General features: G+C 71.0%; 12 protein-coding genes and 2 pseudogenes. 8 read left to right on the plus strand and 6 right to left on the minus strand.

All coding sequences use genetic code 11. From position 1 onward, the window contains the following. Positions 1–6: 6 nt before the first annotated feature. The 3 genes and pseudogenes from ACGFIQ_RS35480 to ACGFIQ_RS35490 all read right to left on the minus strand — a co-directional run bounded on the left by ACGFIQ_RS35480 (position 7) and on the right by ACGFIQ_RS35490 (position 3661). Entirely contained in the window at positions 7–1344 is a 1338-nt protein-coding gene (locus ACGFIQ_RS35480; RefSeq protein WP_393250595.1) for an FAD-dependent oxidoreductase, read from the minus strand. Positions 1345–1421: 77 nt separating this feature from the next. Next, positions 1422–2783: pseudogene (kynU, locus tag ACGFIQ_RS35485) on the minus strand (kynureninase); the annotation flags it as partial. Next, complete coding sequence (locus ACGFIQ_RS35490; RefSeq protein WP_393250615.1) at positions 2759–3661, minus strand: tryptophan 2,3-dioxygenase; 903 nt, start codon at positions 3659–3661, stop codon at positions 2759–2761. The gene ACGFIQ_RS35490 and the pseudogene kynU, both read right to left, overlap by 25 nt. 147 nt (positions 3662–3808) lie before the next feature. Between ACGFIQ_RS35490 and ACGFIQ_RS35495 the strand changes: the two genes are divergently transcribed. The 6 genes and pseudogenes from ACGFIQ_RS35495 to ACGFIQ_RS35520 all read left to right on the plus strand — a co-directional run. Next, positions 3809–4261 (plus strand): Lrp/AsnC family transcriptional regulator, encoded by a 453-nt coding sequence (locus ACGFIQ_RS35495; protein WP_357079887.1) that lies wholly within the window; start codon positions 3809–3811, stop codon positions 4259–4261. A 141-nt stretch (positions 4262–4402) separates the two neighbouring features. Next, positions 4403–4927: a hypothetical protein gene (locus ACGFIQ_RS35500; RefSeq protein WP_393250597.1), complete on the plus strand. Its 525-nt coding sequence runs from the start codon at positions 4403–4405 to the stop codon at positions 4925–4927. Positions 4928–4960: 33 nt separating this feature from the next. Next, positions 4961–5779, plus strand: a complete 819-nt coding sequence (locus tag ACGFIQ_RS35505) for a class F sortase (RefSeq protein ID WP_393250617.1) — start codon at positions 4961–4963, stop codon at positions 5777–5779. A gap of 46 nt (positions 5780–5825) precedes the next feature. Continuing rightward, complete coding sequence (locus tag ACGFIQ_RS35510) at positions 5826–6101, plus strand: type II toxin-antitoxin system Phd/YefM family antitoxin (protein ID WP_393250599.1); 276 nt, start codon at positions 5826–5828, stop codon at positions 6099–6101. Further along, positions 6098–6355 carry a Txe/YoeB family addiction module toxin gene (locus tag ACGFIQ_RS35515; RefSeq protein ID WP_393250601.1) on the plus strand — a complete coding sequence of 86 codons (258 nt, stop codon included), beginning with the start codon at positions 6098–6100 and terminating at the stop codon, positions 6353–6355. The genes ACGFIQ_RS35510 and ACGFIQ_RS35515 overlap by 4 nt, the downstream gene beginning before the upstream one ends. Next, a pseudogene (locus tag ACGFIQ_RS35520) lies at positions 6356–6568 on the plus strand (sortase domain-bontaining protein); the annotation flags it as partial. A 1-nt stretch (position 6569) separates the two neighbouring features. Here ACGFIQ_RS35520 and ACGFIQ_RS35525 read toward each other — a convergent pair. Both ACGFIQ_RS35525 and ACGFIQ_RS35530 read right to left on the minus strand, forming a co-directional pair. After that, positions 6570–6848 (minus strand): type II toxin-antitoxin system Phd/YefM family antitoxin, encoded by a 279-nt coding sequence (locus tag ACGFIQ_RS35525; RefSeq protein WP_393250603.1) that lies wholly within the window; start codon positions 6846–6848, stop codon positions 6570–6572. A gap of 50 nt (positions 6849–6898) precedes the next feature. Further along, a complete protein-coding gene (locus tag ACGFIQ_RS35530; RefSeq protein ID WP_393250605.1) occupies positions 6899–7672 on the minus strand; it encodes a MerR family transcriptional regulator in 774 nt (257 codons plus the stop codon). A 55-nt stretch (positions 7673–7727) separates the two neighbouring features. Between ACGFIQ_RS35530 and ACGFIQ_RS35535 the strand changes: the two genes are divergently transcribed. Continuing rightward, positions 7728–9314 carry a DUF6194 family protein gene (locus ACGFIQ_RS35535; protein WP_393250607.1) on the plus strand — a complete coding sequence of 529 codons (1587 nt, stop codon included), beginning with the start codon at positions 7728–7730 and terminating at the stop codon, positions 9312–9314. A 14-nt stretch (positions 9315–9328) separates the two neighbouring features. On the opposite strand, the gene ACGFIQ_RS35540 is transcribed toward ACGFIQ_RS35535, so the two are convergent. After that, the gene (locus ACGFIQ_RS35540) at positions 9329–9865 is read right to left on the minus strand and encodes an HNH endonuclease (RefSeq protein ID WP_030333470.1); all 537 of its coding nucleotides are present in this window, start codon (positions 9863–9865) and stop codon (positions 9329–9331) included. A 428-nt stretch (positions 9866–10293) separates the two neighbouring features. On the opposite strand from ACGFIQ_RS35540, the gene ACGFIQ_RS35545 reads away from it, so the two are divergent. Next, complete coding sequence (locus ACGFIQ_RS35545; RefSeq protein WP_393250609.1) at positions 10294–11052, plus strand: hypothetical protein; 759 nt, start codon at positions 10294–10296, stop codon at positions 11050–11052. Positions 11053–11142 lie beyond the last annotated feature (90 nt).

The following is an 11142-nucleotide window of genomic DNA, read 5'->3' on the forward strand; positions in this document are numbered from 1 at the left end:
TGTCGCTCACGCGCGCCTCCCTCGGCTCAGTGCCGCGCCGATCGCGCCGACCAGCAGCAGCGCGGCCCCGCCGACGACCGCGCCGAGCACCCGATGCTGCCGACGCACCTGGCGGCGGACCTCCGCGTACGGCGTGGTGGAGAAGGACACCAGCTCGTACTGGGAAACGTACCGGCCGGGCAGGGCCCGTTCCAGGGCGTGCTCGACCCTGCGACGGAGCTGGAAGACCGGCGAGGCGACCCTGTCCCGCATCTCCACGAAGTTGGTCAACGCCATCGTGGCGATGGCCTCGGCGTTCTCCTGGCGGCGTCGCTGGAACAGCGGCAGCGCGGCCAACCAGTCGTCGGCGCACTCGTCCAGGCAGCGGTCCAACTCGACCACGTCCTCGAAGGCGCAGTTGGCGCCCTGGCCGTAGAAGGGCACGATCGCGTGCGCCGCGTCGCCGAGCAGGCCGACCTTGCCGAACACCTGCCAGGGCGCGCAGCGGACCGTGCCGAGCACGCCCACCGGGTTGTGCCGGTAGTCGTCGACCAGGTTCGGTGCCAGCGGGACGACGTCCGGGTAGTGCCTGGCGAAGTGCTCCTCGATCGCCGCCGGGTCGTCCAGCGCCGCGAAGCTCCCGTCGCCCTCGTTCGGCCAGAACAGCGTGCAGGTGAAGGAGCGGTCCGGGTTGGGCAGCGCGATCATCATCGAGGTGCCGCGCGGCCAGATGTGCAGCGCGTCCTCCTCGAGCGCGAAGTCCCCGCCCAGCGGCGGGATCGTCAGCTCCTTGTATCCGTAGTCGAGGAAGTCCACGCTCTCGTCGAGCAGCCCGTACGCGAGCAGTTGCCCGCGTACCGCCGAGCCGGCACCGTCGGCGCCCAGCACGACCGACGCCTTGGCGGCGACCGTGCCCTGCGGGGTCTCGAAGCTCAGGGTGCCGTCGGTCGGGTCGAGCCCGACCAGCCGGTGGTCGAAGACGACCCGCACCCCGGGCAGCGCCGCGGCCTCGTCCAGCAGGGCGTTGTTCAGCGCTCCCCGGCTGATCGAGTTGATCGCCCGGTCACCGGCCGCGCTGTACGACTGGAACTGCTGCTCCCCCTCGACCGGGTGGATCATCCGGCCGCGCATCGGCAGCGCGTCGGTCAGCACCTGCTCGGCCAGCCCGATCCGGCGCAGCGCGTCCAGACCGCGCTCGGAGAGCGCCAGGTTGATCGAGCGACCGCGCTCGGCGGTGCCGGCACGCGGGTCGGAGCGGCGCTCGTAGAGGGCCACCGGGTAGCCACGCCGGGCCAGGAAGCAGGCGGCCAGACAGCCGGCCAATCCGGCGCCGATGACCGCGATCTCGTCGCGTCGCTTCGTCATGCCGAGCCGCCTTTCGTTCCCGACTGCGGGGCTCGCAACCCCGGCTCACTCCTCGCGCTCACAGAGGTCACCTGCCCCACGGTCGCCGCCAGCGCGGCGGCGGCCCGCCAGCAGTCGTGGTACGTCGAGTAGAGCGGCACCGGGGCGAACCGGACGACGTCCGGCTCCCTGGCGTCGGCGATGACGCCGTGTTCGTACCGCAGGCGTTTGGTCAGCTCGGCGGCGCTGCCGGCGCCGATGCGGACCGAGAGTTGGCAGCCCCGCCGGGCCGGGTCGCGCGGGGTGACCACGCGCAGCGGCCGGTCGGCGACGACCTCGTCGAGCAGCGACTCCAACCAGCCGGTGAGCCGCTGGCTGCGGGCGCGCAGCGCGGTCATCCCGACCGCGTCGAACAGCTCCAGCGAGGTCCGCACCGGGCCCATCGCGAAGATCGGCGGGTTGGAGATCTGCCAGGCATCCACAGTGGATGGTGGCCGGGACACCGGGGTCATCTCGAACCGGGTCGCCGCCGCGGTGCTCCACCAGCCCTCGAAACGGGGCAGGGTCTCGTCGCCGAGGTGCCGCTCGTGCACGAACACGCCGGCCAGCGCACCCGGGCCCGAGTTCAGGTACTTGTAGGAACACCAGGCGGCGAAGTCGACGTCCCAGTCGTGCAGGGCCAGCGGCACGTTGCCGACCGCGTGGGCCAGGTCCCAGCCGACGACCGCGCCAGCGGCCCGGCCGGCGGCCGTGATCGCCGGGATGTCCAGCAGCTCGCCGGTGAGGTAGTTGACCCCGCCGAGCAGCACCAGCGCCACCCGATCGCCCTCGGCGGCCAGGTAGTCGGTCACGTCCTCGGTGCGCAGGGCGTCCTCCCCGGGGCGCGGACGCAACCGGACCACCGTGTCGTCCGGGTCCAGGCCGTGGAACCGGGCCTGGCTGCGCACCGCGTAGCTGTCCGAGGGGAACGCGGCGTCCTCGATGACGATGCGGGTGCGCACGCCGGCCGGGCGGTAGAAGCTCACCATCAGCAGGTGCAGGTTGACCGTGAGGGAGTTCATCACCACGGTCTCCGCGGGCCGGCCGCCGACCAGTCGGGCCGCCGGCGCGGTCAACAGCTCGTGGTACGGCAGCCAGGGCCGTTGCGCCTCCAGGTGCCCCTCGACGCCGAGCCGCCCCCAGGCGTCCAGGTCGGCGAGGAGTTCGTCGCGGGTGGCCCGGGGTTGCAGGCCGAGCGAGTTGCCGGCGAGGTACGCCGCCTCGGGGTGGTCGCCGCCGTCGGCCGGCGGCACGTGGAACAGGTGCCGGTGGCCGGGGTCGGCCTCGTCGAGGCGGATTGCGTCGGCCTCGCCTCCGGCGAGGCGGTGCGCTTCGGCCTCGCCTCCGGCGAGGCGGTGCGCGTCTTGTTCTGGGGTGTGCATGTCTCGCTCTCCGGTCACATCGCGGTCCGGGCCGACCACAGCTCCGGGAAGACCACCCGGGACATGCTGCGCTGCAACCACGCCAGCCCGGCGGAGCCGCCGCTGCCGACCTTGGCGCCCATCGTCCGCTGCACCGCCTTGACGTGGTTCCAGCGCCAGTCGCCGAACTCCTCGGCGACGCCGCTGAGCGCCTCGCCGAGCAGCCGCAGGTGGTTGTCCGGGCCGTGGTCGTCGTAGATCCGTACCCAGGCCGCCTCGACCAACGGGTGCGGGTCGTGCTCGACTGCCACGTCCCGGGCGAGCAGGTCGGCGGGGAGGTCGAAGCCGTGCCGGGCGAGCAGTGCGAGCACGTCGTCCCAGAGGCTCGGGGTGGCCAGGGCGGCGTTCAGCTCGGCGTGCACCTCGGCCTGCCGGCGGAACGGGCGGATCAGCGTCGGGTCGCGCAGCCCCAGCAGGAACTCCAACTGCCGGTACATCGCCGACTGGAAGCCGGAGGCCTCGCCGAGGAGGTTGCGGAACCTGTTGAAGTCGGCCGGGCTCATCCAGCGCAGGCCCTGCCAGGCGGCGTTGAGCCCCTCCAGGTGCAGCTTGGCGCGGCCCAGCGGGGCCAGCGCCTCCCAGACCTGGTCGGCGCGGATCAGCCGCTGGGTCTCCCGCAGCTCGTGACAGGTCAGCCCGAAGTACAGCTCCATGATCTGGCTGACCATCAGGAAGGACATCTCACCCGGGTCGCTGCTGAGCGGGTGCTGCATCTTGTGCAGGGCGCTGGCCTGCACGTACGCGTCGTACGGCACCATGTCGGCGAACTCCAGGGTCGGCTCGCCACCGGTACGCGCCGCCTGCGCGGCACGCTGCCCGGGGGTCACCGGTTGCACCGTGGCACGGCGGTTCGGCGCCCGCCGTTCCGTCTGATCCACCATCTCGTCTCCCTCCCCCGGACTGCCGACGTCATGATCTCGCGGTCGGATCGGCCTGCGGAATGCCGAATCAACGGCTCTCACCGCCTTCTCCTGGCAAACCGAAGGCAACTAGGCGAATTTGGTTCACGAAAGTAAGGTCTGAGCGTGGACGACATGGACTGGGCGCTGCTGCGCGAGTTGCAGGCCGACGCGCGGCTCTCGTTCAGCGAGTTGTCCCGGCGGGTGCACCTGTCCCCACCGGCCGTCGCGGAGCGGGTTCGCCGACTGGAGGAGGCCGGGGTCGTCACGGGCTACCACGCCCACGTCGACCTGACCCGCGCCGGCCGCACCGTGGTCGCGCTGATCCGGATGTCCTGCTACGGCGCGCGCTGCATCCTGCACGACCCGGCGGTTGCCGACTGGCCGGAAATCCTGGAGATCCACCGGATCACCGGCGACGCGTGCAGCATGCTGAAGGTGGCCGCCGGCTCGATCGGCGACTTCGAGGCGGTCATCGACCGGCTCGCCCCGTACGGCCAACCGTCGAGCACGATGGTCCTCTCCTCCCCGCTGGGCTGGCACCCCATCACCCCCCTGCCCTCGCCCCGCCGCGGCTGACCTGGGTTTGGCCCCGAGCCAGCGGGAAAGCAGCGCGTGCCCAGGGGACGCCCTTCCTTCCGTCCGGAGTGCCCGTTTTGCGGCGCGGAGGCGGAGTGAGGGACGGAGGTTCCGGCGGCCGTCGCCGGTTGGGGGGAAATCATGCAGGCAATCCGCACGATCAACCGCGCGCTCTCGTCCGCACTGGCACTTGTCGCGCTGGTCGGGGCGTTCGTCCTGATGTCGGCCGCGTCCGCGCGTGCCGGTGAGAACGTCTTCGTCGAGGTGGCGCCGAACAGCGTCCAGGCCGGCAGCCGGGTCAGCATCAAGGCGAGCTGCGACAACGACAACAACAACCGCAGGTCCAGCGTGCACTCCGACGCGTTCGGGCACGTGATGCTCAAGCCGGACAAGGGGTTCCTGACCGGGCAGGTCACCATCGCGCGGGACAAGCCGGCCGGTGACTACCCGGTGGACCTGCGCTGCGACAACGGCCAGACGGCCTCGACCACGCTCACCGTGCTGAACATGGCCTCACCGAGCAAGGGACCGGCGACCGGGGGTGGCGGAACGGCGGGCGGTCGCGGCACCGGCTCACTGCTGGTGCTCGGCGGCGTGGCACTTGTCGCCACGGCTGTCGCGCTCGGGATGGCTGGCGGCCGACGTCGGAGTGGAGCCGGCTCCTGAGCCGGGTGACCCATGACCCGCAGATCCGCGCGTATGCGGTCGGAGCACCGCGCCCGCCTCCGGGCCGGTGCGGCGCTGCGCGCCTCCGTACGGCTGTTGGTCCGTGTCTCCGGCCGGCTGGGTCGGGCCGCCGGGCAGGCCGGGTCGGCAAGTGTCGCCACCCCGGATCCGGCCGCCGGTGCGCTGCCACCGAGCCGCCCGATCGCCGCACGGTCGTTCCGACCCCGCTTCGGTACGGGTCCGGGGCTCCCGGTGCTGGCCATCGCCGCGGTGATGGTGCTGATCGTGGCGATGCTCGGCGTCGAGCAGGTGACCGGCATGAGCCTGCTACCGGACCGGCTCAGCGCCGGATTCCGACCGCCCCCGAAGAAGTTCCCGGTGTTGACGGCGAGCCGTCCGACAAGCCTCGCCATCGACAAGATCGACGTGCGGGCGCCCGTGCACGAGGTGGGCATCGCCCCGGACGGCACGATCGCCGTGCCGGACGCGGCCCGCGCCCAGGAGGCCGGCTGGTACGACCAGGGGCCCACCCCCGGCCAGTACGGTCCGGCGGTGATCGTCGGGCACGTCGACACGACGAGCGGGCCGGCGGTCTTCCACCAGCTCCGCGAGTTGCGCGACGGCGACCAGATCGAGGTCACCCGCACCGACGGCAGCGTGGCGGTCTTCGAGGTGAACTCGGTGGAGAAGTTCGACAAGGGGCACCTGCCGGTGGACGAGGTGTACGGGGACTTCAGCCGCCCGAGCCTTCGACTGATCACCTGCGGCGGCCAGTGGGTCGGCGGCGAGACCGGCTATTCCGACAACGTGGTGGTGTTCGCCTCGCTGGTCAAGGCGCGGGACGGTGGTTGAGACACTCACCCGAGGTACAGTTTTCTGTACCTACGTGGAGGCGCCCATGCGGACCGTGAACTTCACCCAGCTTCGACAGAACCTGGCCGCCGAACTCGACAGCGTCATCAACGACGCGGAGGAGGTGGTGGTGACCCGATCAGGCCACGAGCCGGTGGTCATCGTGCCGCTCGCGGAGTACGAGGCGATGAAGGAGACCGAATACCTCCTGCGTAACCCGAACAACGCCGCAGCCCTGCGCCGCTCGATCGCCGAGCTGGAGGCAGGTGACACGGCCGAACGGGACCTGGTCGATCCGAGCACCCTCCGGGACGGCGCGTGAGGCTGGTCTTCACCGCGACGGCGTGGAACCAGTACCTCAGCCACACCGACCGCAAGGTGGTCAAGCGCATCAATGACCTCGTCGCGGACGTGCTGCGCAACGAATACGAGGGCATCGGCAAGCCAGAGCCCCTCCGGGGCGAGTTGTCCGGCTTCTGGTCCCGCCGGATCGACCGCGAACATCGACTGGTGTACCGGGTCAGCAAGGACGACGTCGAGATCATCGCCTGCCGATACCACTACGGCGACAGGTAGCAGCGGCCCACCCCCCGGCCAGTACGGCCGGCGGTGATCGTCGGGCACGTCGACACCACAAGTGGGCCAGCGGTCTTCCACCAGCTCCGCGAGTTGCGCGACGGCGACCAGATCGAGGTCACCCGCACCGACGGCAGCGTGGCGATCTTCGAGGTGAACTCGGTGGAGAAGTTCGACAAGGGGCACCTGCCGGTGGACGAGGTGTACGGCGAGATCACCAGCGCTCCTCGTCTCGCATCTCGGCGAGAGTGGCAGCCACGTCCACGTCCTCGGCATCGAGCCCTGGCGGAAGCGGGACAGGGCCGCTCCGGGTTGGCGCGATGGCCCGCCCCGCCACCACCAGCTTGGCCAGCACAGATCTGTCGTGATCGACCGGGACCAGTCGGGCGATCGGATGCCCGCGGTCGGTGATCTCGACCGTCTCGCCGCCACTCACCCGAGCCAGCACCTGACTCGTGTTCTGGGTCAGCTCCCGGACCCCGATACGCTCCATGAACCCCATGTAGAACCACAGTGACTGCCAACGGGTCGGCGGCGAGACCGCTACTCGGACAACGTGGTGGTCTTCGCCTCGCTGGTCAAGGCACGCCCAGGCGACTGGCCAGCGTCGATGTAGTCGGCGAGCCGGGCGGCCCCGGTGAGCATCGCCCGGCCGCGCTCGGTGAGCCGTTGCCGCCACCGACCCAGCGACGCGGCGAGTGCTTCGGTCCCGCCCGCGCCGCGCACCTGACCCAGCACTCCGGCGATGTGGTCGAGCCGGTATCCGCCACGGCGCAACAGGTGGGCCAGCTCGGCGTCGCGGACGTCGTCCGGGAGGTAGACCCGGTAGCGGGTCACCGGATCGCGCACCGGCCGCAGCACCCCGGCCCGTTCCCACTTGCGCAGCGTGGCCGGCCGAACACCGAGGCGGTGGGCCAGCACGCTGACGGACACGGCTTTCCGGGTCTGCGGTTGCGGTCGCGTCGCGCTGAGCGCCGCCACCGCCGTCTCGACCGCGTCCAGGGTTTCCCGGTCGCGCTGGAGCAGGGCATGACCCTCGTCGATGGTGCGCAACGCCGTGTCGATCTCGCCCCGGTTGACGGCCCGCATGATCTCGCCGCTGGCCGCGTAGCCGTGGCCCGGGATCAGCGCGAGGTAGGCACTCAACGCCCTGGCGTGGATCTCGGTGAACCGGCGGTAGCCGTTCGGGGTGCGCGGGGCCGGCGGCAGAACGCCGTCTCGTTCGTAGTTGCGGACGGCCTGCGCGGACAGACCGTGGGCGCGCGCGAGGTCGACCGGGCGGCGTACCCCGGGGTTTGAGGGTTGTGTGGCTGTCACCCGTGCTCCATCACTCCCAAGCTTCAACCGCTGGTTCAACGATACGGTTTATGGAATGCCAGCTTTTCTCGACCTCCTCGCGGCTTCCCCGGACCTGCTCGCGCTCGGCGAGCCGACGCACGGCGAGTCCGCCTTCCTGCAACTGCGCAACGACGCCTTCCTGTCGCTGGCCGAGCACGGCTACCGGTCGATCGCCCTGGAGAGCGACCGGGCGGCCGGGCTGATCGCCGACGCGTTCACGCAGGGTGCTGCCGTGCCCCTCGACCGGGCGCTCTCCGAGGGGTTCAGCCACGACTTCGGCACCGCGCCGGCCAACCGCGACCTCCTGCTGCGGATGCGGGAGTGGAACGCGCGACGGCCGGCCGCGGAACGCCTGACGTTCCACGGCTTCGACGCCCCCCTGGAGTTGGCGAACGCCCCGAGCCCTCGGCGCCACCTCACCCGGGTCTGCGACTTCCTCGGCCTGGACCGATCCACCGAGATCGACGACCTGGTCGGGGACGAGGCGCGGTGGAGTGACACGGCCGCCATCTGGGAGCCGGGCCGGTCGGTGGGGCGCTCGGCCGACGCCGGACGACTGCGGGTGCTCGCCGACGACTTCCTGACCGAGTTGTATCTGCGGGCGCCCTGGAAGTCCGCGGGCTGGGCAGCGGCGTTCGTGCACGCGACGTCCGCGGTCGCCCTGCTGCGCTACCACGCCGCGGCAGCCGCCCCACTGGCGCAGGAGGAACGCTTCGTCCGCCTGGCCTCGGTCCGGGACGCGCTGATGGCCGAGAACCTGCTCGCGATCCGGTCCGCCGAGGCACACCGTGGGCCCACGCTGGTCTTCGGGCACAACACGCATCTCCAGCGGCACCCGGGCACGATGACGCTGGCCGGTGCCGAGGTGTCGTGGGCCGGCGCGGGCGCGATCGTCGCGTCGCTGCTGGGCGACCGATACGCGGTGATCGTCGGCAGCCTGGGCGCGAGCCCGGCGCTCGGCATCGGGGCGCCCGACGCGTCGACCTACGAGGGCAGACTCCAGCAGCAGACCGACCTTCCCCGCTACCTGCCGGCGTCCGACATCGGGCCGGCCGAGCAGCGGACGCACGACTACCGCTACGTCCCGCTGGACCGGGCCGCCGTCGAACACGCCGACGCGGTCCTGCACATCCCGACCGGCGTCGACGCGGCCGTGCTCGCCGATCGGATCGTCGCGCTGCCCGGCGTCGAGCAGGTCGTGGCGAGCGCGGAGAACGGTTCACCAGAGGCGGCCTGGGGCGACCGGTTCTTCTTCGTCGGCCCGGGTCGGCGGCAGCCGTTCGCCACCATCGTCGAGCACGACGTGCCCGGCTTCGACGAGGCAGCAGAGCTGGACCGCCCCGGTGTCTTCCGCCTCAACCTGGACCTGGGCCGGGACGAGTTCGAGCGACGCTTCGGCTTCCCGCCCAAGGCGTTCGACGACCACCGGGACGAGTTCGACTTCGCCCGGCTCGACACCCTCACGCCGCACCCGGGTTACGCGCTGCACGGCTTCGCCAGCATCGTCATGCCCGGCCCGCACCTGCTGCCCGAGATCGACAGGCTGTTGGCTGTCGCACACGCTCGGGCAGTCGACCGCCACGAGCGCGCCGCGCGCCGGGCAACCGACCAGCAGGGCTGAGCCCGCGACGCTTGTCAGGCGGCGGCTTCCGGCTCCCGCAGGTCCAGCCAGTCGGCCCAGCGCGGGTCGGGAGCGCGGTGCCCGAGCACCCGCCAGGCGGTGCCCTTCGGCGCGGCGGGCAGCGCGTGCAACCGCCACCCCATCTCCGCAGGCGTCTTGTCGCCCTTGGTGTGGTTGCACCTGGCGCACGCGGCGACCACGTTCTCCCAGGCGTGCCGACCACCCCGGCTGCGGGGAAAGACATGGTCGATGGTCTCGGCCGGGCCCCGGCAGTAGGCGCACCGCCACCCGTCCCGGGCGAAGATCGCCCGCCGGGACAGCCCGACGTGCGTGCGGTACGGCACGCGGACGAAGCGGGTCAGCCGGACCACGGACGGCACCGGGAGCGCGTCGCGGGCACTGTGCAGGATGCCGTCACCATCGGCGACGCAGACCGCCTTGGCGGAGAGAACGAGGATCGCGGCGCGACGCACCGACACGACACACAGCGGCTCGTAGGTGGCGTTGAGGACCAACGCGCCGGAGCCCACCGTGGGTCGTATGTCAGGCATCGCGATCACCCTCCCGGTTCAGCGGCTGCTGCGGACCGCCGCCGACCGGGGCCGGGCACGACGGCCCACACGGTCGACGCCGAGCCGATCACCGACGTCCGTTGCGCCAATAGTCCCTGATCGGACCCCGGATTGCACGCACTAATCCCTCATGGGGTATGAGGATCATGCGCATCCGGGCGGATCGCCGTCCCAGCCTGGGCGAACTCTGCCGTTGCCTGACAGTGGTTGACAGCCCCTGCCGGTCCCAGTTGCGCCCGATGATCTTCGGCTCCGCCCCTCCCCGGCTGCCGCCCTCAGCCATCCCGTCGGCCTTCGTCCGCACCCCGTGAAGTGGGTGGGGCCTGCCCGGTCATCGACGCTTCGTTGTTCTGCGTCGACCGATCGGCTAACCATTCCTGCAACCGCCGGCTCGTATGGTCACGGGCATGATCGGCAAGGTTTCGGCTGCCATGGTGCAGCACCGGCACGTCGTTTTGATGCTTGGCCTACTGGTGGCGGGCGTGAACGTCGCGGCCGTCGGGTTCGTGCCCACCTTGGGGCAGCGCCTGTTCTTCCCGCTGCTCTTCCTTACCTTGGCGGTCCTGGTCCTGGCGCTCATCACCATGGGGATCCGTCCCGCCTACTTCGTGGTGCAGCCGCAGATTCCGGCCCTCGCCACACCCGCGCCAGCGTGGAAGGTGTTCATTGCCCTGGGCTTCCTCGCGCCTGCATCGACCAGCATCGGCGCAGTGGTGCGTTCGACCAGGGCAGGCATTGCGTCGACGTTCGACATGCTTGCCAATATTCCCTGGTTTGTGCTGATCGTGCTGTTGCTGGTCGAGGCGTGGCGGGGTTACGGGGTACAACTCCATCCTTACGGGATACGGCAGCGTTGGGCTCTCGGCTCACTCACTGTGCCGTGGGAGGCCCTACCGGCCGCTCAGATCCCCCCAGGTGTCGACCGCCCCTCGCGGCTCCGGATGACGATCGCGGAACCCCAACTGGTGCGGCGACGCGGTATTCCGTGGAGCCGGAAGTCCCTGCGCACCGACAACATCGACGCCGGATTTCTCGCCGCAGCAATCCGGCACTACGTCTGCCACCCGGAACACCGGGCTGCGATCGGCAGCCAGGACGAGTACGAACGGCTTCTCGCCGAGTTGCCCGACCGGGACGGTCGGAGGGACGCGGGCGATGACTCCTAGGGCCTGTGTCGAAGTCGGTGCCAGGGCGTGAGCTGTTGGGTGAGGATCTTCGCGTGTCGGTGTTCGAGATGTAGCGAGGTCTCCGGTATC

The sequence above is a fragment of the Micromonospora sp. NPDC048898 genome, assembly GCF_043198035.1.
Lineage (GTDB): Bacteria > Actinomycetota > Actinomycetes > Mycobacteriales > Micromonosporaceae > Micromonospora.

Bases quoted from the DNA above. Each gene is read 5' to 3' on its own strand.
- ACGFIQ_RS35505 (WP_393250617.1), top strand. From the start codon at position 4,961: ATGCGGTCGGAGCACCGCGCCCGCCTCCGGGCCGGTGCGGCGCTGCGC.
- ACGFIQ_RS35480 (WP_393250595.1), bottom strand. From the start codon at position 1,344: ATGACGAAGCGACGCGACGAGATCGCGGTCATCGGCGCCGGATTGGCC.
- ACGFIQ_RS35535 (WP_393250607.1), top strand. From the start codon at position 7,728: ATGCCAGCTTTTCTCGACCTCCTCGCGGCTTCCCCGGACCTGCTCGCG.
- ACGFIQ_RS35540 (WP_030333470.1), bottom strand. From the start codon at position 9,865: ATGCCTGACATACGACCCACGGTGGGCTCCGGCGCGTTGGTCCTCAAC.
- ACGFIQ_RS35525 (WP_393250603.1), bottom strand. From the start codon at position 6,848: ATGGAGCGTATCGGGGTCCGGGAGCTGACCCAGAACACGAGTCAGGTG.
- ACGFIQ_RS35545 (WP_393250609.1), top strand. From the start codon at position 10,294: ATGATCGGCAAGGTTTCGGCTGCCATGGTGCAGCACCGGCACGTCGTT.
- ACGFIQ_RS35500 (WP_393250597.1), top strand. From the start codon at position 4,403: ATGCAGGCAATCCGCACGATCAACCGCGCGCTCTCGTCCGCACTGGCA.
- ACGFIQ_RS35510 (WP_393250599.1), top strand. From the start codon at position 5,826: ATGCGGACCGTGAACTTCACCCAGCTTCGACAGAACCTGGCCGCCGAA.